Origin of the sequence: Heyndrickxia sp. MSNUG (assembly GCF_049532715.1) — a bacterium.
Classification (GTDB): Bacteria; Bacillota; Bacilli; order Bacillales; family Cytobacillaceae; genus Mesobacillus.
In genome coordinates this window covers 4,115,575-4,135,462 of sequence record NZ_CP150978.1, presented here as the reverse complement: position 1 = coordinate 4,135,462, position 19,888 = coordinate 4,115,575, and the positions used below count along the sequence as shown (strand labels likewise).

Annotated in this window: 24 protein-coding genes and 2 riboswitches; of the genes, 21 read left to right on the top strand and 3 right to left on the bottom strand. The window is 42.5% G+C overall.

Annotated elements, in window-relative coordinates; genetic code table 11:
- Window positions 1–13: 13 nt before the first annotated feature.
- Genes AABM38_RS20955 through AABM38_RS20945 form a run of 3 tightly spaced genes read left to right on the top strand, consistent with a single transcriptional unit; the run spans window position 14 to window position 1,862 of the window.
- Window positions 14–847, top strand: a complete 834-nt coding sequence (locus tag AABM38_RS20955) for an ABC transporter ATP-binding protein (protein WP_423408103.1) — start codon at window positions 14–16, stop codon at window positions 845–847.
- Window positions 837–1,601 (top strand): siderophore-iron reductase FhuF, encoded by a 765-nt coding sequence (gene fhuF / locus AABM38_RS20950; RefSeq protein ID WP_423408102.1) that lies wholly within the window; start codon window positions 837–839, stop codon window positions 1,599–1,601. The genes AABM38_RS20955 and fhuF overlap by 11 nt, the downstream gene beginning before the upstream one ends.
- Window positions 1,602–1,613: 12 nt before the next feature.
- The gene (locus AABM38_RS20945) at window positions 1,614–1,862 is read left to right on the top strand and encodes a YusU family protein (protein ID WP_423408101.1); all 249 of its coding nucleotides are present in this window, start codon (window positions 1,614–1,616) and stop codon (window positions 1,860–1,862) included.
- 91 nt (window positions 1,863–1,953) lie between these two features.
- Here the strand turns inward: AABM38_RS20945 and AABM38_RS20940 are convergent, their stop codons facing one another.
- Both AABM38_RS20940 and AABM38_RS20935 read right to left on the bottom strand, forming a co-directional pair.
- Window positions 1,954–2,298 (bottom strand): spore coat protein, encoded by a 345-nt coding sequence (locus AABM38_RS20940; protein WP_335374842.1) that lies wholly within the window; start codon window positions 2,296–2,298, stop codon window positions 1,954–1,956.
- A 70-nt stretch (window positions 2,299–2,368) separates the two neighbouring features.
- On the bottom strand, window positions 2,369–2,644 hold the full coding sequence (locus AABM38_RS20935; RefSeq protein ID WP_423408100.1) for a hypothetical protein: 276 nt from the start codon (window positions 2,642–2,644) through the stop codon (window positions 2,369–2,371).
- Between the two features lie 214 nt (window positions 2,645–2,858).
- On the opposite strand from AABM38_RS20935, the gene AABM38_RS20930 reads away from it, so the two are divergent.
- Window positions 2,859–3,776 (top strand): proline dehydrogenase family protein, encoded by a 918-nt coding sequence (locus AABM38_RS20930; RefSeq protein WP_423408099.1) that lies wholly within the window; start codon window positions 2,859–2,861, stop codon window positions 3,774–3,776.
- 56 nt (window positions 3,777–3,832) lie between these two features.
- On the opposite strand, the gene AABM38_RS20925 is transcribed toward AABM38_RS20930, so the two are convergent.
- Window positions 3,833–3,964 (bottom strand): YuzL family protein, encoded by a 132-nt coding sequence (locus tag AABM38_RS20925; RefSeq protein WP_207502060.1) that lies wholly within the window; start codon window positions 3,962–3,964, stop codon window positions 3,833–3,835.
- 295 nt (window positions 3,965–4,259) lie between these two features.
- Here AABM38_RS20925 and AABM38_RS20920 point away from each other — a divergent pair, with 295 nt between their 5' ends.
- The 17 genes from AABM38_RS20920 (at window position 4,260) to sufC (ending at window position 19,886) form a co-directional block, all read left to right on the top strand.
- Window positions 4,260–6,641, top strand: coding sequence for a 3-hydroxyacyl-CoA dehydrogenase NAD-binding domain-containing protein (locus AABM38_RS20920; protein ID WP_423410816.1), 2,382 nt, complete (start codon window positions 4,260–4,262; stop codon window positions 6,639–6,641).
- An 87-nt stretch (window positions 6,642–6,728) separates the two neighbouring features.
- On the top strand, window positions 6,729–7,904 hold the full coding sequence (locus AABM38_RS20915; protein WP_335428862.1) for an acetyl-CoA C-acetyltransferase: 1,176 nt from the start codon (window positions 6,729–6,731) through the stop codon (window positions 7,902–7,904).
- A 73-nt stretch (window positions 7,905–7,977) separates the two neighbouring features.
- Window positions 7,978–9,762 (top strand): acyl-CoA dehydrogenase family protein, encoded by a 1,785-nt coding sequence (locus AABM38_RS20910; RefSeq protein WP_423408098.1) that lies wholly within the window; start codon window positions 7,978–7,980, stop codon window positions 9,760–9,762.
- Window positions 9,763–10,124: 362 nt separating this feature from the next.
- Window positions 10,125–10,481 carry an arsenate reductase family protein gene (locus AABM38_RS20905; RefSeq protein WP_423408097.1) on the top strand — a complete coding sequence of 119 codons (357 nt, stop codon included), beginning with the start codon at window positions 10,125–10,127 and terminating at the stop codon, window positions 10,479–10,481.
- Window positions 10,482–10,534: 53 nt separating this feature from the next.
- A complete protein-coding gene (gene gcvH, locus AABM38_RS20900; protein ID WP_423408096.1) occupies window positions 10,535–10,915 on the top strand; it encodes a glycine cleavage system protein GcvH in 381 nt (126 codons plus the stop codon).
- A 148-nt stretch (window positions 10,916–11,063) separates the two neighbouring features.
- The gene (locus AABM38_RS20895; protein WP_335374849.1) at window positions 11,064–11,303 is read left to right on the top strand and encodes a YusG family protein; all 240 of its coding nucleotides are present in this window, start codon (window positions 11,064–11,066) and stop codon (window positions 11,301–11,303) included.
- Window positions 11,304–11,649: 346 nt separating this feature from the next.
- Window positions 11,650–12,000, top strand: coding sequence for a toprim domain-containing protein (locus AABM38_RS20890; RefSeq protein WP_423408095.1), 351 nt, complete (start codon window positions 11,650–11,652; stop codon window positions 11,998–12,000).
- A gap of 6 nt (window positions 12,001–12,006) precedes the next feature.
- On the top strand, window positions 12,007–12,333 hold the full coding sequence (locus tag AABM38_RS20885; RefSeq protein ID WP_423408094.1) for a thioredoxin family protein: 327 nt from the start codon (window positions 12,007–12,009) through the stop codon (window positions 12,331–12,333).
- Between the two features lie 347 nt (window positions 12,334–12,680).
- Window positions 12,681–13,034: a hypothetical protein gene (locus AABM38_RS20880; protein ID WP_423408093.1), complete on the top strand. Its 354-nt coding sequence runs from the start codon at window positions 12,681–12,683 to the stop codon at window positions 13,032–13,034.
- Window positions 13,035–13,127: 93 nt separating this feature from the next.
- Window positions 13,128–13,230, top strand: a riboswitch (SAM riboswitch).
- A gap of 81 nt (window positions 13,231–13,311) precedes the next feature.
- Window positions 13,312–14,628 (top strand): O-acetylhomoserine aminocarboxypropyltransferase/cysteine synthase family protein, encoded by a 1,317-nt coding sequence (locus tag AABM38_RS20875; protein ID WP_423408092.1) that lies wholly within the window; start codon window positions 13,312–13,314, stop codon window positions 14,626–14,628.
- A 117-nt stretch (window positions 14,629–14,745) separates the two neighbouring features.
- A riboswitch (SAM riboswitch) is annotated at window positions 14,746–14,859 on the top strand.
- A gap of 194 nt (window positions 14,860–15,053) precedes the next feature.
- Window positions 15,054–16,079, top strand: a complete 1,026-nt coding sequence (locus tag AABM38_RS20870; RefSeq protein ID WP_423408091.1) for a methionine ABC transporter ATP-binding protein — start codon at window positions 15,054–15,056, stop codon at window positions 16,077–16,079.
- Window positions 16,072–16,740, top strand: coding sequence for a methionine ABC transporter permease (locus AABM38_RS20865; RefSeq protein ID WP_335374855.1), 669 nt, complete (start codon window positions 16,072–16,074; stop codon window positions 16,738–16,740). The genes AABM38_RS20870 and AABM38_RS20865 overlap by 8 nt, the downstream gene beginning before the upstream one ends.
- A 14-nt stretch (window positions 16,741–16,754) precedes the next feature.
- The gene (locus tag AABM38_RS20860) at window positions 16,755–17,588 is read left to right on the top strand and encodes a MetQ/NlpA family ABC transporter substrate-binding protein (RefSeq protein ID WP_423408090.1); all 834 of its coding nucleotides are present in this window, start codon (window positions 16,755–16,757) and stop codon (window positions 17,586–17,588) included.
- 131 nt (window positions 17,589–17,719) lie between these two features.
- Window positions 17,720–18,091: a carboxymuconolactone decarboxylase family protein gene (locus tag AABM38_RS20855; RefSeq protein ID WP_423408089.1), complete on the top strand. Its 372-nt coding sequence runs from the start codon at window positions 17,720–17,722 to the stop codon at window positions 18,089–18,091.
- 266 nt (window positions 18,092–18,357) lie between these two features.
- Window positions 18,358–18,510, top strand: a complete 153-nt coding sequence (locus tag AABM38_RS20850; RefSeq protein WP_423408088.1) for a hypothetical protein — start codon at window positions 18,358–18,360, stop codon at window positions 18,508–18,510.
- A 242-nt stretch (window positions 18,511–18,752) separates the two neighbouring features.
- Complete coding sequence (locus AABM38_RS20845) at window positions 18,753–18,944, top strand: hypothetical protein (RefSeq protein ID WP_423408087.1); 192 nt, start codon at window positions 18,753–18,755, stop codon at window positions 18,942–18,944.
- A 156-nt stretch (window positions 18,945–19,100) separates the two neighbouring features.
- Window positions 19,101–19,886: a Fe-S cluster assembly ATPase SufC gene (gene sufC / locus AABM38_RS20840; protein WP_207502076.1), complete on the top strand. Its 786-nt coding sequence runs from the start codon at window positions 19,101–19,103 to the stop codon at window positions 19,884–19,886.
- Window positions 19,887–19,888: the final 2 nt, after the last annotated feature.

The window sequence follows — 19,888 nt, the reverse complement described above, 5'->3', positions numbered from 1 at the left end:
TGTGGAAAGGGGAATGGATATGGCCCAGGCAATTGCGGCAGAAAAACTGACATTATCATATGGAGACTCTATCATTATAAAAGAATTGGATATCGAGATTCCGAAGGGTGAGATTACCGTCTTCATCGGAGGCAATGGCTGCGGGAAATCAACATTGCTCCGCTCCATTGCCAGGCTTCTTAAACCGCAGGCAGGCTCCATCTTGCTTGAAGGTGAGGCGATTTCTAAGCTTTCAACGAAAGAGATTGCAAGGAAGATGGCCATCCTTCCACAATCGCCTGCTGCTCCGGAAGGCTTGACAGTTTTACAGCTTGTAAAACAAGGCAGGTATCCTTATCAATCGTGGCTGAAGCAATGGTCAGAAGAAGATGAGGAAAAAGTTACAAATGCCCTTTCTGCAACAGGAATAGAACATTTGAAGGACCGGACAGTCGACTCCTTGTCAGGCGGACAAAGACAGCGTGCCTGGATTGCCATGACTCTGGCACAGGACACTGATATTATACTCCTGGACGAACCAACAACCTATTTGGATATGACGCATCAGATTGAAATTCTTGACCTTCTTTATGAATTGAATGAAAAAGAAGGAAGGACCATTTTGATGGTTCTGCATGATTTGAATCTTGCATGCAGATATGCCCATAATATTGTGGCGATCAAAGACCAGAAAATCTTTGCACAGGGAAAACCAGAGGTGGTCATCAACTGCGGCCTTGTGAAAAATGTGTTTGGCATGGAGTGTGAGGTAACGGTTGACCCTCTGTTCGGCACACCTTTATGCATCCCTTATGGAAAGGGACGCTGTATTCTGAAGAACCGTCCGGTAAAAGTACATGAAAGCTGAGCTATCTGCTTCCGAAATAAAGGAGTTAAGTAAGTTCCGCTTTGCCGCAGAGCTTCCAGATGGAGTCACTCCGATTGCGTTTACCAGCTTGCTTGAAGAATCGAGCATGAACAGTCTTCTAAAGAAGCTTGAAGCGGAAATGTCTGCCCCAGATTTAAAGACTACTGCTTCGGTATGGATGAAGAGACATGCCTTTTTGGCAGTCATATATTTATATGCGATGAGCGTCTTTAATAAGCAGCTTAATGCAGCGCCGGATTCCTTGCTTTTAGTAGAAATGAAGAAAGATGGACTATGGCTGCCGGATTTTTATTTTAAAAGTAAATCAGCGCTTCTTTGTTCTGATGAGGTTCGTAATGAATGGAGAAGGGAAGCGGTTCGCCACCTGTTTAAGGATAATATCTTTCCTGTGATGGAGGCACTCGGAAAAGCTGCTAAAATTTCGAAGTTGATTTTATGGGAAAACGTAGCAGTTTATATTTATTGGCTGTATGAAAAAGTAGTAGCTGAACATGTTGATGAGGCAATTAAAGCACGCGCAGCAGAGGATTTCGACTATGTCATTCGGCTCGCACCAGGCTCGTTGTTCGGCAATTATCACCAAAACCCGCTGGCGAGGTATCACGCAGAGCCGGACTGCCAGGAAGATGCAAATTCATCCGTCAGAGTCAGAAAAACTTGCTGTTTTACCTACAAGCTAAATGCCAAAGGTTATTGCAAAACTTGCCCGAAAATTTGCGGACCAAAGAAATAAGGAGTGTTGGAAATGAACAAGACGTTTGCAGACCAAATCGACGGATTGCTGGAGAAATACACAGAACTGTTAGTAGGAGAAGGTTCCGCTGAAAATAAAGAAAAAGTGAAAGCGTGGATTCTTTATAGCCACATCGCGAAGTCAATGCCTCCGCTTGCCAAGCATTGGAACGCGGAATATCCTGAGGCAAAGGAACAAATGAAGAATGTCATTGCAGAAGTAAAGGAACTGAACGAAAGCAAACGCCAGAACCAGAAGTAATACGGCTCATTAAGCTAATGGCATTAAGAAAGAACCAACCCGTGGCGGGATGGTTCTTTTTGGCGTGGTCTTCAACCCCTTTAAGGCAGAGTTATTGAAGCTGACCGCCGTGCGGGAATTGGTTCATATAGCCTTGGAACTGCTGATGCGATTGCTGAAGCTTTTGCGGATCGGTTGCCTCGATGGCATACCAGCCCTTTTTGAACATCAGGTTGTATAGACTGCGCTGTGCATTCGAGGTTTCGTTGTAGATGCCTAATAAGTCTTGGTACAGCTGGTCATGACTGGCTTCATGCAGTGCCTGAGTATATGAAGTTGTCATATACTTTTCAGTTGTTAAAATATCGTTGATAAAATCACGGTCGTTCATTTGCGGTGTCTTTTGAATCTGTGTTTCTGGATTCTGGATTTTTTGCTGATTCTGATTTTGGTTCATCCGCTTTTCCTCCTGTTAGTTTCAATTGCCATTCATTTGACTAAAGTCCAAAAGCAAGTGTTCCTAATAATTATTGCATTCCTGTATATGCCTGGTTTTGCGGGCTGTTAAGGTGTGATAGGATCGTTTGATAATGCTTTTCGTGCATATGGCAGCACTTTTCAATTTCGGCTTTCAATTCTGGATCCTGGCACTGCTGGGCAAAGAAATGTGCCTTTTTCATTGCAAGAAGATTCCATGAAAGCATATCGGTCAAATATAAAGAATCCTTTAAAGAAACGACTGAAGGCGGCTGTTGCATGATTCCTTGCTGCTGGCCTTGAAAATTCATATTCTGCTGCTGCATAACTGAACCTCCTGAATAATGTTTTTATCATCGAATATTATCCTTCCCACGGTAAAATAAAGTATGCGGGACATGATTCGGCAAAAAAGAACATTTTATTACAAAAGTAATATTCAAAAATCTAAAAAAATGATAAAATGATTTTGCAAAATAGATAGATGAAGCAATTTTTTTAAGGGGTAATGTAATCGGTTTCACTAAGGGGAGGAAAACAATGGAACAATTAATGAGAGACTTTTTTCTTTTTTTATCAAAAAATAAATTTTTCACTGAAATGGCTAAGAAATATGGTCTTCGTTTCGGTGCATCCCGCTTCGTAGCTGGTGAGCAAATCGAGCAGGCTGTCCAGGTCATAAAAGGTTTGAATCAGAAGAAATTAGCTGTCACAGTTGATTTCTTAGGCGAATTCGTTGATAACGAGAGGGAAGCCAATGAAAGGGCAGACAATTCCATTCAAGCCATTAAAGCAATTGGCCGGGAAAAATTGAATGCTCAATTGAGTGTGAAAATGACATCCTTAGGATTCGATATTTCGGAACAGGTCGTCATGAATAATATGCGCAGAATCATGGATGCAGCAAAAGAAAATAATGTCTTTGTCACCATTGATATGGAAGATTATGCGCGCTGCCAAAAAACATTGGATATCTTCAAACAGTTGAAGTCTGAATACGACAATATCGGAACGGTCATCCAGGCTTATCTTTACCGTACTGAAAAAGACATTGAAGATCTAAATCAATATTCACCAAATCTGCGTCTCGTAAAGGGAGCATATAAAGAGTCTCCTGAAGTAGCGTTCCCAGAGAAAAAAGATGTGGATGAAAACTTCAAGAAAATCATTAAAATGCATTTGATGAACGGCAACTATACGGCGATTGCCTCTCATGACGATGCAATCATCAACTTTACTAAGGAATTCACCAAAGCCAATAATATCCCTAACAGCCAATTCGAATTCCAGATGCTCTATGGAATTATGCCGGAAAGGCAGCTTCAGCTGGCAAACGAGGGGTACACAATGCGCGTTTACGTACCATACGGAACAGACTGGTACGGTTACTTCATGCGCCGTCTAGCTGAACGTCCTGCTAACGTAGCGTTTGTCTTAAAGGGAATGTTCAAGAAATAATCGAGAATAAACTGCAGGCTGACATATGATTATGTCAGCCTGTTTTCTTTTCAGTGCTATTTTTTATACTGGCTGTTCTGGCTATTAACCTTGCCCTCGCCGCCCTGCCCCATAGAAGGACCAGCATTCCCCTTAACACTCGCAGCACTGACTCCCGCCTTCGACGGATGCTTCTTCATCCTAGCCATCATCATACCTCCATATATTAAAGCGTTAATGCACTGGGGGTCAGACCCCCAATAGAGTAAAGCGTTAAAGCGTTGCGGTCAGCAGGTGATCGCTTTTTTAGGTTGTCCAAACTGGAGAAATAAAATTTTGGTTAAAAAATTCAAAAAATTTTCTTTTTTCCGCACCTTATTATTGCGTAAATTTTTTAAATATTTTATAGTAGTTATTAACAGAACTCATTTATATGCATATTTTTTTTGGTGCAAAAATGAATGAGTATTCATTCAAAAAGAGTCAAAGGGGGAGACAAATTTGATGCGACAAATTCAAAAGGCAGCGGTTCTTGGATCAGGTGTCATGGGATCGGGGATTGCAGCTCATCTTGCAAACATCGGCATCCCAACATTGCTGCTGGACATAGTACCTCGGGAATTAACGGGAGAAGAAAAAGCGAAGGGCCTGACGCTTGAAGACAAGCAGGTACGCAACCGAATCAGTGCAGGTGCAGTTCAAAAGTTGTTAAAGCAAAAACCAGCACCTTTGGCCTCCAAAAAGAATCTTGCATTGATTGAAGCGGGTAACTTTGAAGATGATATGGAAAGACTGAAGGACGTTGACTGGGTAATCGAAGTAGTTGTCGAAAACCTTGATATAAAGAAGAAAGTTTTTACTGATGTAGATAAATACCGCAAGCAGGGCAGCATTATCAGCTCGAATACTTCCGGAATTTCTGTTGAAGCAATGGCTGAAGGGCGTTCAGAGGACTTCAGGAAGCACTTCCTTGGAACTCACTTCTTTAACCCGCCGCGCTACCTGAAGCTCCTTGAAGTAATTCCTACAAAGGATACGGATCCTGAAGTCTTGTCCTTCATGAAAAACTTTGGTGAAGATAAGCTCGGCAAAGGAGTAGTCGAAGCGAAGGATACACCGAACTTCATTGCTAACAGAATCGGAACATACGGATTACTGGTCACTGTACGTGAAATGCTTAAAGGCGGCTACAGTGTAGGTGAGGTTGATTCCGTAACGGGCCCAATGATCGGACGCCCGAAGAGTGCAACTTTCCGCACACTTGATGTAGTAGGACTGGATACATTTGCACATGTTGCGAAAAACGTATATGACCAGGTAGAAGGAGAAGAGAAAGAAGTCTTTGAAGTACCTGAATTCATGAAGAAAATGCTTGAGAACGGGTGGCTTGGAAGCAAATCTGGCCAGGGATTCTTCCTTAAGCAAGGCAAGGAAATCCTTGAGCTGGATCCGGAAACTCTTGAATACGGACCTCGTAAAAAATTAAAAACTGCATCAACTGAAATGAGCAAGCAGGAAAAGGGTCTTTCTAATAAAATGAAAGCGCTTGTGTACGCAAAGGACCGAGCAGGTGAGCTGCTTTGGAATATCTTCAGCCCAGTCCTGATTTACTCAGCTGACCTGCTTGGAACAATTGCCGATGATATTGTTGCTATTGACCGCGCAATGAAGTGGGGATTCGGCTGGGAAATGGGACCATTCGAAGCATGGGATGCATTAGGTGTTGAAAAAGCAATCAGCAAAATGGAAGCTGAAGGCAAAACAGTTCCTGCATGGGTTAAAGAAATGACCGAGAAGGGCTTCACTTCCTTCTATAAAGAAGAAGACGGCAAACTTAGCTATTATCACAATGGCGAATACGTTGCAGTGGAAGAGAATCTAAAGGTCATTAACCTCAAGCTTTTGAAAAAGCAAAAAGGCGTCATTAAAAAGAATGGCGGAGCAAGCTTGATCGACCTTGGAGATGGCATTGCACTCCTTGAATTCCATTCACACAGCAACTCGATCGGTCCGGATATCCTCCAGATGATCAACTTTGCAATTGATGAAGTCGAGAAGAATTATAAAGGCCTCGTCATCGGAAACCAGGGCAAAAACTTCTCTGTAGGTGCTAACCTGGCGATGATCCTGATGGAAGCGCAGGATGACAACATCTGGGATCTTGATATGGTCGTACGTCAGTTCCAGCAGACGACAATGAAAATCAAATATTGCTCAAAACCTGTGGTCGTGGCTCCATTTGGAATGACACTTGGCGGAGGAGCAGAGATGTGCTTACCTGCTGCACATATCCAGGCTTCAATGGAAACTTACATGGGACTTGTTGAAGCAGGAGTGGGCTTGATTCCTGGCGGAGGCGGAAACAAAGAGCTTTATATCAAGCATCTTGAAGGCCTGCCTAAAGGAGTTGAATTCGACCTACAAAAGGTTGCCAACAAAGTATTCGAAACAATTGCCATGGCGAAAGTATCAACTTCAGGCGAGGAAGCACGCGAAAATAACTTCCTGAACGAAGCTGATGGAATCAGCGTGAACAGCGACCATCTTCTATATGATGCAAAACAAGCTGCTTTAAACCTTTTTGAAAGCGGTTATAAGGCTCCAGTCAGAAAGAAAGTGCCTGTAACAGGCGAACCAGGATATGCGACATTGCTGCTTGGTGCACAGACTATGCATCTTTCAGGCTATATTTCTGAACACGACTTGAAGATTGCGAAGAAGCTTGCCTATGTCATTGCAGGCGGTAAGCTTCCATACGGAACTGAAGTAGATGAGCAATACTTGCTTGACCTCGAAAGGGAAGCGTTCCTAAGCCTTGTGGCTGAACCGAAATCACAGCAGCGCATGCAGCATATGCTCGTAAAAGGAAAGCCATTGCGCAATTAATAGATTGATAATCACCTAGCTTAAGATTCATCCAACTAATAGCGATGGAAAATAGAAGTGAGTATCCAAGGAAAGAGAGGGAATGAGATGAGAGAAGCGGTAATCGTCGCTGGAGCCCGGACACCAATTGGGAAAGCAAAAAAGGGAACTCTTGCAAATGTACGTCCAGATGATCTAGGTGCTCTCGTAGTTAGGGAGACGCTGAAGCGTGCAGGCAATTATGAAGGGAATATCGATGATCTAATCATTGGCTGTGCCATGCCGGAAGCAGAACAGGGGCTGAATATGGCCCGGAATATCGGTGCGCTTGCAGGGCTTTCACATGAAGTACCTGGCATTACAATCAATCGCTACTGTTCTTCAGGCCTGCAGGCAATTGCCAATGCATCTGAAAGAATCATGATCGGCCATGCAGACACTATCATCGCCGGAGGCGCAGAATCTATGAGCCTTGTGCCGATGATGGGGCATGTTGTACGTCCGAATGCGAAACTGGCTGAAACTGCTCCGCAATATTATATGGGTATGGGACATACAGCGGAGGAAGTGGCGAAAAAGTACGGAATTTCCCGTGAGGACCAGGACGCATTTGCTGTCAGAAGCCATCAGCGCGCTGCAAAAGCAATCGCTGAAGGGAAGTTTGAGGAAGAAATCGTACCGGTTGATGTGACTCTACGTACCGTAGGAAAAGATAACAAACTTGTAGAAAAGACTATTCAATTTAAACAGGATGAAGGAGTCCGTCCAGACACCAGCATTGAAACACTTGCCAAGCTGCGCCCTGCTTTTTCAATCAATGGAACGGTAACAGCAGGGAACTCATCACAGACAAGTGATGGTGCAGCAGCTGTCATGGTGATGGACCGTGAAAAGGCGGAATCACTTGGACTGAAGCCTCTGGCAAAATTCAGGTCGTTCGCTTTAGGTGGAGTACCGCCTGAAATCATGGGAATCGGTCCAGTCGTTGCGATCCCTAAAGCATTGAAACTAGCTGGATTGCAAGTTTCTGATATCGGCGTGTTCGAACTGAATGAGGCATTCGCTTCCCAATCCATCCAGGTAATCAGAGAGCTTGGGCTTGATGAGGATAAGGTCAATGTGAACGGCGGAGCGATCGCCCTTGGGCATCCACTCGGAACGACAGGTGCAAAGCTGACTTTATCCATTATCCATGAGATGAAGCGCCGCAATGAACAATTCGGTGTCGTGACAATGTGTATCGGCGGCGGTATGGGCGCTGCTGGAGTATTTGAACTTTTATAAAGCCATAAACCAACCTTTGAAATAAACCGGAGGGGCATTTGCTCCTCCCAAAAATAGATAGGAGGAAGAATAAATGGAAAACCAAACAGAAAAGCTCGTAAAAGGCGGAGGCTTTTTAATTGATGATGTAACATATGATCAGGTTTTTACTCCTGAGGATTATACAGATGAGCAAAAAATGATCGCAAAAACAGCTGAGGACTTCGTCGTGAATGAAGTATTGCCTCAGGTTGAATATATCGAACAGCATGAATTCGACCGTACGGTTAAGCTTTTGAAGGAAGCAGGGGAGCTTGGCCTTCTTGGTGCAGACGTACCGGAAGAATATGGCGGTTTGAGCCTTGATAAAGTAAGCTCAGCTTTAATAGCTGAAAAAATGTCAATTGCAGGGGGGTTCTCGATCTCCCACGGAGCGCACGTAGGAATCGGTTCCCTGCCAATCGTTCTTTTCGGTAACGAAGAGCAGAAGCAAAAGTACCTGCCAGTGTTGGCAACTGGTGAAAAGCTTGCAGCGTACGCACTTACAGAGCCAGGTTCTGGTTCAGATGCTTTAGGTGCAAGAACGACAGCTAAGCTGAATGCAGAAGGAACTCACTACGTTCTAAATGGTGAAAAGCAATGGATTACAAACGCAGGCTTTGCAGATGTATTCGTTGTTTACGCTAAAATCGACGGCGAACAATTCTCTGCATTCATCGTTGAAAGAGAATACCCAGGCGTTTCAGTGGGTGCTGAAGAAAAGAAGATGGGGATCAAGAGCTCCTCTACACGTACATTGATTCTTGAAGATGCTATGGTTCCGGTTGAAAACCTGCTTGGGGAAGCTGGTAAAGGCCATATCATTGCCTTCAATATCCTTAATATCGGTCGTTATAAATTGGGTGTTGGTGCTACAGGCGGAGCAAAGCATGCTTTCGGCATTACAGTGAAGTATGCTAACCAGCGCCAGCAGTTCAAGACTCCTATTTCCCAGTTCAACCTGACAAAAGAAAAGCTTGCTACAATGGCTTCCAAGATTTACGCGTCTGAAAGCTCTGTGTATCGTACAGTAGGTCTATTTGAGGATCGCATGAGCAAGCTATCAGACGAAGAAATCAATAACGGTAAAGCAGTAGCTGATTCTATTGCTGAGTATGCAATTGAATGTTCCATGAATAAAGTTTTTGCTACAGAAACACTTGATTATGTTGTAGATGAAGGCGTTCAGATTCATGGCGGATACGGATTCATGCAGGAATATGAAATTGAGAGAGCATACCGTGACTCAAGGATCAACCGTATTTTTGAAGGTACAAACGAAATCAACCGTCTTCTCGTTCCAGGAACGTTCCTGCGCAAAGCTATGAAGGGTGAGCTTCCATTATTGCAAAAAGCTCAGCAGCTTCAGGAAGAGCTTATGATGTTGATGCCTGAAGAGCCAGGCGATGAGCCGCTTGCACAGGAAAAATACCTTGTTAAGAACGCAAAGAAGATCGGATTGCTTGCAGCTGGATTGGCTGCTCAAAAATTTGGCAAGGCGTTAGAAAGAGAACAAGAAATCCTTGTTAACATAGCAGATATCATCTCAAATGCTTATTCTATGGAATCAGCAGTTCTGCGTACTGAAAAAGCAATCGCTAAGGATGGACTTGATAAGAGCAAGCAAAAGCTTCTTTACACTCAAATTTTTTGTCAGGAAGCATTCAATGAAATCGAACGCGATGCAAAAGAAACTCTTGTTGCAACTGAAGAAGGCGATGCACTTCGCATGCTGACTTCCGCACTGCGCAAGTTCACAAGACACACTCCAATTAACGTAATCGCTAAGAAGCGAGAAGCTTCTGAAAAGCTGATTGAAGCTGAACGATTCCTAGTGTAATAACCGACTATAAAGCTCCTCTCCATTTCGGGGAGGAGTTTTTTACTTTTCATCGCTTCTAACTATAATCAATTGGCTTTATACTTAAACGATGCATTTTCACACTTGATTTTTACTCTGTTGAATGTAGGGGAAAGCGAGTGGCTGTAGTAGAAATCACCAGCCATTGATTAAAAAGAGGTTGATTAGTGACTAAAATTTTTGTTGGGGAAGGATTATTGCGAGTTTTGTTGAAATAATTAATGGATGCCGAAAAAAATGGAGAAAATTAAACACTGAATGTTAGAATTTTGTCACCCTTATATGTTACTATCCGTTTAGAGGGATTATTTAATGGGATACTAGCAAAGGGTGGTGAATAAATGGCAAAAACGTTTTATTGGTACCCTAAATGCGGCACCTGCAGAAATGCTAAAAAATGGTTGGATCAGCATGAAGTAGCTTATAATGAAGTACATATTGTCGAAAACCCTCCTTCACGCTCTGAGCTAGAGGAAATACTTAATAAAAGCGGCCTCGATATAAAAAAGTTCTTTAATACGAGCGGTCAGAAGTATCGCGAGCTAGGGCTAAAAGAAAAGGTGAAGACAGCGTCCCAGGACGAGTTATTGGAAGTGCTCGCATCAGACGGAATGCTGATCAAGCGTCCGCTGATGACAGACGGGGAAAGAGTAACAGTAGGTTTTAAAGAAGAAGATTATGAAAAAGCATGGCTTTAATTTTGGTCCCATCGATATTTATCGATAGAGATATACAAATGGAGGGATAGTAAATGAATACACCAAAAGAGTTGCGTTATTCTGAAGAACATGAGTGGGTAAAAGTTGAAGGAGAAAAGGTTCGCGTAGGTATTACTGATTTCGCTCAATCTGAACTGGGAGACATCGTATTCGTCGAACTACCTGAAGTAGGAGACGAAATCTCTGCTGATCAGCCTTTCGGAAGTGTTGAATCTGTTAAAACGGTTTCGGAACTTTACGCACCAGTAAGCGGTAAAGTAGTAGAAGTTAACGAAGACCTAAATGACAGCCCTGAATTCGTTAACGAATCTCCATATGAAAAGGCTTGGATGATTGTTGTTGAACCATCTGACAACAGTGAAGTAGACAAGCTTATGACAGCTGAACAATACGAAGAAATGACAAAAGAATAATATTCTCCTGACGCCTTGATCTATTCAAGGCGTTTTTACATTCATTGAATCGACTTCAGCTAATAATCTCCTGCATTTTCCCATCACTTCATTTACGGAATTCGGACAAAATAATAGCAGTGAAGATATTAGTAAAGGGTGAACAACGATGACATTAAAACAGCAAAAAATAGACATTACCGATCGTGTGACAGGCAAATTAGAAAATGGAGCAATCCAGCTTTATTTAGAAAGTGAACCAATTGGAAAGATCAAACTTCCTGAAGGTGACCACCTTGAGCTCGGGCATCACTATGAATCCGAACAGAATAGAATTTACCAGCATGTATCAGTGCCGGACCAATCAGAACCACGGTATACTGATTGTGATGAAGGCGGCTGGTGTTAGCATAAAACAGCGGCCAATGAGCCGCTGTTTTTTTGTATACTATTCCTAAACCTTTATGTTTTGGCTGTGTTAAAGTACATGTTGATATTTAGCACCTGTTGATTGGAGCGGAAGGCGCGAAGACTCCTGGGGGCTCACCTGCCGCCCCCCCCGGAAAGCGAAGCGCCTGGAACTGAAATCAACAGACAAGTTTAACACAGCCTATCTTTTAAGGAGCTAGTTCAAATTTTTGCAAAAAAAAACAAAAACAGTGACAATAGAAATATGTACTAACCCGCACAATTCAATTAATAATGTTTATAATGTTGTAAAGTAATTATTTTCTGGTGCATAGGTGGTTATGGCGATGGACGAAAATCACAAGGTGATCATAGTGGAGGGCTCGTCAGACAAAAGAAAGGTACAGACCGTGCTAAAAGAACCGGTAGAAATTATTTGTACAAATGGAACGATTGGTGTGTCTAAGCTTGATGAGCTGATTGATTCACTTTTTGATAAGGATGTATATATTCTTGTGGATGCGGATGCCTCCGGGGAGAAGCTTCGAAAGCAATTTAAACGGGAGTTTCCCGAAGCGAATCATTTGTACATTGATAAGATGTACAGGGAAGTGGCCACGGCACCAGAGTACCATCTAGCTACAGTTTTGATTGGAGCAAATATCGACGTTCATGCAGAGTATTTAGAAAAAGGATGACTGTAGATGAAAGAGTGGACAAAGGAAGAGATGGAAGCCTTTTTGAAAGAAAAGCAGACAGGTTTCCTGTATTTTTATACGCCTATGTGCGGAACTTGCCAGGTAGCAGGAAAAATGCTAGCAGTAATAGAACAATTGCTGCCTGATATTTCTGGCGGCAAAGCAGATTTGAATTACTTGCTGGCAATGGCCGAGCGATTCGAAATCGAAAGCGTTCCCTGCCTGATTATCTTAAACGAGGGAGAGATTCAGGAGAAAATATATGCCTTTCAATCCGTCCCCTATTTATATGGAAAATTGAAAATAATAGAGAATGTACAAACAAACGGCTAAGCCGTTTTTTTTTTTTTGCTCAGCAGTTTTCAAAGCTTATCTGAGCATGTGATATATTATCTGCCCCTGAAAGAATCGTGAAGAGCTTAACTACATTGCAGGATGTTTAGACATATTTCTCGGGAAATGATGGACAATGCCGAAACTCCACCTAGGCATTGTCTTTTTTTAGTTGAGTTCGCACAAAAGCAAGAATCAGGTATCAATTATTTGCAGGGATGCAGCATCAATCGACTTTCTTACCCCTGTGAACCTATTTATTGAGGGGCCCCGTAATATTTGTCGAAGGATTATTACAGGTTTTTTCCATAACACAAGGAATATGTAATAACAGGGGGCTGAACGGAATGGAAGAAAGAATCGAAAGCTTTATGAATGAAATTCAGAAGAAAAATCATATTATGCTATTAGTTACTAATCTGGATTTATGTCTCTCGATTGAAGCAGAAAAGCAAACTTATTATTTGTCGTTCAAAAAGAAGAAGGTTGAATTCAGCAAGGAGCGTGCATTTCCGGCTGCTCAATATGCGAAGCTTTCTGGAAGGGAAGATCTATTAATTCATTTGCTTGATGGACACATAAAGCTGCGTGAAGGAATTAGCATTGGCTATTTTAATCTTGTATGCCCATTTAGGACTTTACTGGTGCTTGAATCAATCTTTTACCTAGCCAGGCCGATGACTCTAAAAGTTTTTATCTGAAAAATTAAAAAATATTTGACCGGCTGCTCTACTGCATGATATTATCACGTTAACTTGCAAGACCATTTTGATGCAAAAATTTATAACTTAATATTCTTATCAAGAGAGGCGGAGGGACTGGCCCAATGAAGCCCGGCAACCGGTTAATAAACACGGTGCTAATTCCATCAGAGTAATGGCTCTGAAAAGATAAGGAGAGACGATATACGACCCTCTTCTTAGGAAGAGGGTTTTTTCGTATCTTCTTTCCTAAAATTAAAAGAATGGAGAGATGGAAATGGCGGAAAAACAGCGGAACTACAAAATTGAAACTTTAGGAGTACATGGAGGGCAATCACCAGATTCGGTTACAGGGGCCAGGGCGTTGCCAATCTATTCTAGCAATGCTTTTCAATTTGAAAATACGGGCCATGCGGCTGATCTTTTTGCACTTAAAGAGTCGGGCTATATCTATTCCCGGATCCATAACCCGACGGTAACGGCTCTCGAGGAAAAAGTTGCCTTGCTTGAGGGTGGCATCGGCGCGCTGGCAGTATCCAGCGGAATGGCAGCAATTACAATGTCAATCTTGAATATTGCTCAGGCTGGGGATGAAATAGTGGCGGCTTCCAATCTCTATGGAGGAACTTATAATCTTTTTGCCGTCACTTTGCCCAAGTATGGGATCAAGGTTCATTTTGTCGATCCTGAAAACACTGAGAATTTCAGAAAAGTGATCACGCCGAAAACAAAGGCTGTTTTTGCTGAGACGATTGGAAACCCAAGTCTGCGGGTTTTAGATATTGCTGAAGTAGCAGACATTGCCCATGAGGCAGGAGTTCCACTGATTATTGACAATACGTTCGCCACTCCTTATTTGTGCCGGCCGATCGAGCATGGAGCAGACATAGTCGTCCACTCAGCTACAAAATGGCTTTTGGGAAATGGAACAGTTCTCGGCGGCATCATCGTTGACGGCGGAAATTTTGACTGGAAATCTGCTAAATTCCCTGGATTTAATGAGCCAGATTCTAGCTATCATCACTTGGTCTACAGCGAAGCAATCGGTGCTGCCGCTTTTATTGTAAAAGCACGGGTGCAGCTCCTTCGAGACCTGGGGCCATCAATCAGCCCCCAGAGTGCTTTCCAATTCAATCTCGGAATTGAAACTTTGCATGTCAGGATGAAAGAACATGTGGCGAATACTTTAAGGGTCGTTGAATTCCTTGAGTCACATCCAGCCGTCACCTGGGTTGCTTATCCGGGCCATGAAGACCATCCAGATAAAAAGCTTGCTGATCAATATCTTCCAAAGGGTGCAGGAGCAGTTGTCGTTTTTGGCATCGAAGGAGGAAGGGACGCTGGAGCCAAGCTGATCAATTCAGTCAAATTATGGTCGCATGTTGCCAACGTGGGAGATGCGAAAAGCCTGATTATCCATCCGGCAAGCACAACACATCAACAGCTTGATGCCGAAGGACTTAAGGCAGCCGGCGTACCCGAGGACCTGATCAGACTCTCGGTCGGCATTGAAAACATTGACGATATCTTAGAAGATTTGGAGCAGGCGATCGAAAAAGCGACTGGTGTTCCATCTGCTGCAGCAAAAGTATAAAACGTATTTTCCAGTACATTCCATTTGATATTTGAGAATAATTTTATTGACACCCTTTTTTATTCCGTGATAAAATCACACTCGTAACTTAAAACCGATTGAAAAATGAATAGCGTGCTCTTATCAAGAGAGGTGGAGGGAAGTGCCCTATGAAACCCGGCAACCGTCAATAAGCTTGCTTATTGAAATGGTGCCAATTCACTCAAAGCGTTTTGCTTTGATAGATGAGAGAAAGGATACAGCCTACAATTATGCCTTTCTGCTCATTAGCAGAAAGGCTTTTATTATTTTACGAACATAATTGGTCTGTAGACCCTGTGAGTTGTTTGAATTAATTTACTCAGGGAATGGGAAACTAGACTGATAAAGTTGGACAATTTAACGGTTTTAAAAAAAGATATTCGGTTGTAAAGAGGGTGAGTCGATTGATCACAATAAAAAAGGCGAAAAAGATTTATGCTTCGAAAAAGGGAGAAGTAAAAGCCGTTGATGATGTAAATCTTGAAGTCAAAGAAGGTGAGATTTACGGGATCATCGGATATAGCGGGGCCGGTAAAAGCACATTGATCCGCATGTTGAATGGTCTTGAAATCCCTACATCAGGTTCGGTGGTCGTGGCCGGCAGGGAAGTATCCAGTATTAAAGGGGCTCAACTCAGAAAAGCTCGCCAGGAAATAAGCATGATTTTTCAGCATTTCAACTTGCTCTGGTCAAGGACAGTGGCGGAAAATATTGCTTTCCCGCTCGAAATTGCCGGTGTTTCCAAATCGGAAAGAGACAAACGGGTTAAAGAGCTCATTTCACTGGTTGGCCTTGACGGCAGGGGAGATGCTTATCCATCCCAGCTTAGCGGCGGACAAAAACAACGGGTCGGAATTGCAAGGGCTCTCGCAAATAATCCAAAGGTGCTGTTAGGAGATGAAGCAACTTCTGCATTGGACCCGGAAACAACAGATCAAATCCTGGATTTGCTTGTTGATATCAATAAAAGGCTGGGACTTACGATTGTCCTGATCACACACGAAATGCATGTAATCCGGAAAATATGTCACAGAGTAGCGGTAATGGAAGGCGGAAAAATAGTCGAAACAGGCCCGGTGCTTGAAGTGTTTAAAAATCCGCAGCAGCCGATCACGAAAAGATTCGTCCAGCAGGTAACGGAACCGGAAGAGACAAAGGAAACAGTTGACCATTTGCTATCACTCTATCCACATGGCCGTGTTGTCCAATTGACGTTTGTCGGTGAGGGAGCTGAACAGCCGCTTATCACTAACCTCGTTCGTGAGTTCCCGATCATGGTCAATATCTTGCAAGGGAAAATATCGCAGACGCAAAATGGTTCATACGGAACTCTGTTTATCCATTTAGATGGTGAAGAAAGCGATTTGCAGCGTGCCATCGAATTTATCGGAAAGCAGGAAGTTGGCGTGGAGGTGGTTTCGAATGGCTGAAAATTTCTTTCCTAACGTGAATTGGGACCGAATGTGGGAGGCCACTGGAGAAACACTTTATATGAGTGCCATCTCTGTCGCTGCCACATTCATTCTGGGAGCAATCCTTGGTTTACTGCTGTTTCTCACATCGAAGGGGAATATCTGGGAGAACAAACCAGTTAATGTAGTCTTAAGCGCCTTCGTTAATATTTTCCGATCAATTCCATTTATCATCTTAATCGTATTGCTGATCCCTTTTACAAAATTCATCTTGAATACCATGATTGGAGAAAATGCCGCATTGCCGGCATTGATCATCGGATCTGCTCCTTTCTATGCAAGGATGGTTGAAATCGGCTTGCGCGAGATTGATAAAGGGGTAATCGAGGCAGCAAAATCGATGGGAGCAAAGACGACAACAATCATTTGGAAAGTTCTCCTCCCTGAATCAATGCCCGCGCTAGTTTCCGGTATTACAGTAACTGCGATAGCGTTAGTCAGCTACACAGCGATGGCAGGGGTAATCGGAGCGGGAGGATTAGGAAACCTGGCTTATATGGAAGGTTTCCAGCGAAGCAGAAATGATGTCACTTTGATGGCAACGATTATTATTTTAGTCATTGTATTTTTGATTCAATTCATTGGTGATATCGTCACAAGAAAATTAGACAAAAGATAAGGGGAGAAAAACACATGAAAAAATGGCTTATTGTATTCATAACACTAGCACTATCTATTACGTTGGCTGCTTGCGGTACTTCCGATGACAAAACAGAAGGCGGCAAGGAAGAAAGCAAAAAGATTGTTGTCGGCGCATCAAATGTGCCTCACGCAGAAATCCTTGAAGAAGCAAAACCGCTTTTAAAAGAAAAAGGCTACGAGCTTGAAATCAAAACATTCAACGATTATATCGTTCCTAACCAGGCTTTAGATTCAAAAGAACTTGATGCAAACTACTTCCAGCACATTCCGTACCTTGAATCTCAAATGGCTGAAAATAACTATAAGTTTGAAGTTGCAGGCGGTATTCACATCGAACCTATCGGCGTATACTCTAAGAAGTACAATAGCCTTGATGACCTTCCAAAGGGAGCTCACATTATTATGAGCAGCTCAGTTGCTGACCATGGACGTATTTTGACAATGCTTGAAAAAGAAGGCTTGATCACTCTTAAAGAAGGCGTTGAAAAAGTAAAAGCGACAACTGATGATATTGCAGAGAACCCTAAGAAGCTAAAGTTTGACACTGAGTACGAAGCAGCCTTGCTTCCGCAAATCTTTAACAATGGCGAAGGCGATGCAGTTCTAATCAACTCTAACTACGCGATCGATGCTGGTTTGAATCCAATTAAAGATTCTATCGCAATTGAAGAAAGTGATTCACCTTATGTAAACGTAATTGCAGTCCGTGAAGGCGATAAAGACAAACCGGCAATCAAAGCTCTTGTCGAAGTCCTTCATTCAAAAGAAATCCAGGATTTCATTCTAGAAAAGTATAAAGGTGCTGTCGTACCGGTAAAAGAATAATGAATGTAGATAAAAGCAGGCGGCCAGCCTGCTTTTTATTTTTAGCTGCCAAATGAAGCACTCAACGTTTGAATAACCCACTCCGAAATCTAACATACTAACCGAGAAAAAATAAGATAGGAGTGGATACGATGGAACATCATTATGAACCACGCAACTCAACAGAAGCTGCTTTGCATGAATATAAACAAGGTCTTGGCGTTTTTACACAAAAAATGCCTGAGCTTGCGAAACATTATAATGCTTTTACAGAAGTATGCTTTCAAGAGGGAACTCTTTCACAAAAAGAGAAGCAGCTGATCGCATTAGGGATCTCTCTTTATTCTCAAGATGAGTACTGCATTATCTATCATCTAAAAGGCTGCATTGACCAGGGAGCGAGTGAAGAGCAAATTTTAGAGACAGTTGGTGTAACCGCAGCATTTGGCGGGGGTGCGGCAATGAGTCAGGCAGTCACTCTAGTCCAGGAAGCAATGGCTGAACTAAATACTTTAAAACAATAAATCACAGTGATATCAACGAAAAAAAGTACGCGAATTTCAGGATAAGCTCTTAGCGGGAGGATTATTGAAGGATTGTAAGAATGAAAGAGCTCAGAACCTAATAAGCCTTCATATTCCACCACATCCATATATTAACGGTTTTAATCGCTTTGATAGTGGTAAACAAAAGGTGATAACATTGCACTAACAAAAAAATCGCTGATCAAAGCGAAAAACCGAAGGGATGATTCAAAATTAGTACGCTAAAGCTGAACTACACAAGTGAAATGGAAAAAGCGATGCATGGAGCCCATGGGATTAGTTATGAGGTTTACAGCACGAACCATGATGCAAGGATGGAAGTTGAGAAGAAGCGTGAAAGAGACTATATCCAGAGCCAACGGATGATCGCAGACCTTGATCGAAGAATCCACTCGTAAGATGGATTATATATAATAGAAAGAAATGTTTTGTGACCAGTGTGATCATCGCACTGGTTTCTTTATTATTTCCGAAATGCAGCCCTGCTTGATAGTACATTTTTTTCTTTTGTACGGTAAAAATAAAATGATGCAGATGGCCGAGCTTATTAAACACGTATGGAAATTGGTTCTGTTAGAATAAGGCTAAAACAGTTACAGTGAAATCGTCGCCTGTCAGAATGCTGACAGGCAATGGGGGAGTGGAAAGAAAAATAAAGATAGCGGGGATTTTTGGCTCATTTTGTGAAGCTGACGCTTCACAAGCTTTTCAGCTGGCGCTGAAAAGCTGCCTCGTGGAGATGAAACGCTGCGAGCAAATGAATTTGCTCGGTCGTTTCATCTCCACGAGGCATGAGCCAAAAATCATTGATGGGAAAGCTTGCAGTATGTGACAAATTTCTGCTGCTTTCTAAGAATTTCTTTCTACTCTTAAAGAGTTGCTAACACTTTTCATTTGTTATAAGATTGTAATGAGAATAAAATGAGAATAGAGCTAAAGACCGCAATAGTCGGCTTAAAATCTTTTCTATATTGACGGAGGTATTATTATGGCAGGATCTGTATTATCAATTAAGGACCTTCATGTTGAGATTGAAGGTAAAGAGATATTAAAAGGTGTGAACCTTGAAGTTAAGGGTGGAGAAATTCACGCGATCATGGGACCGAATGGTACGGGTAAATCTACATTATCTTCTTCCATCATGGGACACCCTAAATATGAAGTAACAAGCGGTTCAGTTACGCTTGATAACGAGAACGTTCTTGATATGGAAGTAGATGAAAGAGCACGCGCGGGTTTGTTCCTTGCTATGCAATACCCAAGTGAAATCAGTGGAGTGACAAATGCTGACTTCTTGCGTTCTGCACTAAACAGCCGTCTTGGCGAAGGAAATGAAATTTCATTAATGAAATTCATCCGCAAAATGGATAAGCAAATGGAATTCCTTGAAATGGATTTAGATATGGCACAGCGTTACCTTAACGAAGGTTTCTCAGGCGGAGAGAAAAAGCGTAACGAAATCCTTCAGTTAATGATGCTTGAACCAAAAATCGCGATTCTTGATGAAATCGACTCAGGTCTTGATATCGATGCATTGAAGGTTGTTTCTAAAGGAATCAACGAAATGCGCGGCGAAGATTTCGGCTGCTTGATCATCACTCACTACCAGCGTCTACTTGACTATATCACTCCTGACTTTGTGCACGTTATGATGCAGGGCCGCATCGTTAAGTCTGGCGGACCTGAGCTTGCACAGCGCTTAGAAGCAGAAGGATACGACTGGATTAAAAAAGAACTAGGCATCGAAGACGAAACAGTTGGGCAAGAAGCGTAAGC

Coding starts and splice junctions, on each gene's coding strand:
- AABM38_RS20955 (WP_423408103.1), top strand. CDS start 14: ATGGATATGGCCCAGGCAATTGCGGCAGAAAAACTGACATTATCATAT.
- fhuF (WP_423408102.1), top strand. CDS start 837: ATGAAAGCTGAGCTATCTGCTTCCGAAATAAAGGAGTTAAGTAAGTTC.
- AABM38_RS20945 (WP_423408101.1), top strand. CDS start 1,614: ATGAACAAGACGTTTGCAGACCAAATCGACGGATTGCTGGAGAAATAC.
- AABM38_RS20940 (WP_335374842.1), bottom strand. CDS start 2,298: ATGAACCAAAATCAGAATCAGCAAAAAATCCAGAATCCAGAAACACAG.
- AABM38_RS20935 (WP_423408100.1), bottom strand. CDS start 2,644: ATGCAGCAGCAGAATATGAATTTTCAAGGCCAGCAGCAAGGAATCATG.
- AABM38_RS20930 (WP_423408099.1), top strand. CDS start 2,859: ATGGAACAATTAATGAGAGACTTTTTTCTTTTTTTATCAAAAAATAAA.
- AABM38_RS20925 (WP_207502060.1), bottom strand. CDS start 3,964: ATGGCTAGGATGAAGAAGCATCCGTCGAAGGCGGGAGTCAGTGCTGCG.
- AABM38_RS20920 (WP_423410816.1), top strand. CDS start 4,260: ATGCGACAAATTCAAAAGGCAGCGGTTCTTGGATCAGGTGTCATGGGA.
- AABM38_RS20915 (WP_335428862.1), top strand. CDS start 6,729: ATGAGAGAAGCGGTAATCGTCGCTGGAGCCCGGACACCAATTGGGAAA.
- AABM38_RS20910 (WP_423408098.1), top strand. CDS start 7,978: ATGGAAAACCAAACAGAAAAGCTCGTAAAAGGCGGAGGCTTTTTAATT.
- AABM38_RS20905 (WP_423408097.1), top strand. CDS start 10,125: ATGGCAAAAACGTTTTATTGGTACCCTAAATGCGGCACCTGCAGAAAT.
- gcvH (WP_423408096.1), top strand. CDS start 10,535: ATGAATACACCAAAAGAGTTGCGTTATTCTGAAGAACATGAGTGGGTA.
- AABM38_RS20895 (WP_335374849.1), top strand. CDS start 11,064: ATGACATTAAAACAGCAAAAAATAGACATTACCGATCGTGTGACAGGC.
- AABM38_RS20890 (WP_423408095.1), top strand. CDS start 11,650: ATGGACGAAAATCACAAGGTGATCATAGTGGAGGGCTCGTCAGACAAA.
- AABM38_RS20885 (WP_423408094.1), top strand. CDS start 12,007: ATGAAAGAGTGGACAAAGGAAGAGATGGAAGCCTTTTTGAAAGAAAAG.
- AABM38_RS20880 (WP_423408093.1), top strand. CDS start 12,681: ATGGAAGAAAGAATCGAAAGCTTTATGAATGAAATTCAGAAGAAAAAT.
- AABM38_RS20875 (WP_423408092.1), top strand. CDS start 13,312: ATGGCGGAAAAACAGCGGAACTACAAAATTGAAACTTTAGGAGTACAT.
- AABM38_RS20865 (WP_335374855.1), top strand. CDS start 16,072: ATGGCTGAAAATTTCTTTCCTAACGTGAATTGGGACCGAATGTGGGAG.
- AABM38_RS20860 (WP_423408090.1), top strand. CDS start 16,755: ATGAAAAAATGGCTTATTGTATTCATAACACTAGCACTATCTATTACG.
- AABM38_RS20855 (WP_423408089.1), top strand. CDS start 17,720: ATGGAACATCATTATGAACCACGCAACTCAACAGAAGCTGCTTTGCAT.
- AABM38_RS20850 (WP_423408088.1), top strand. CDS start 18,358: ATGGAAAAAGCGATGCATGGAGCCCATGGGATTAGTTATGAGGTTTAC.
- sufC (WP_207502076.1), top strand. CDS start 19,101: ATGGCAGGATCTGTATTATCAATTAAGGACCTTCATGTTGAGATTGAA.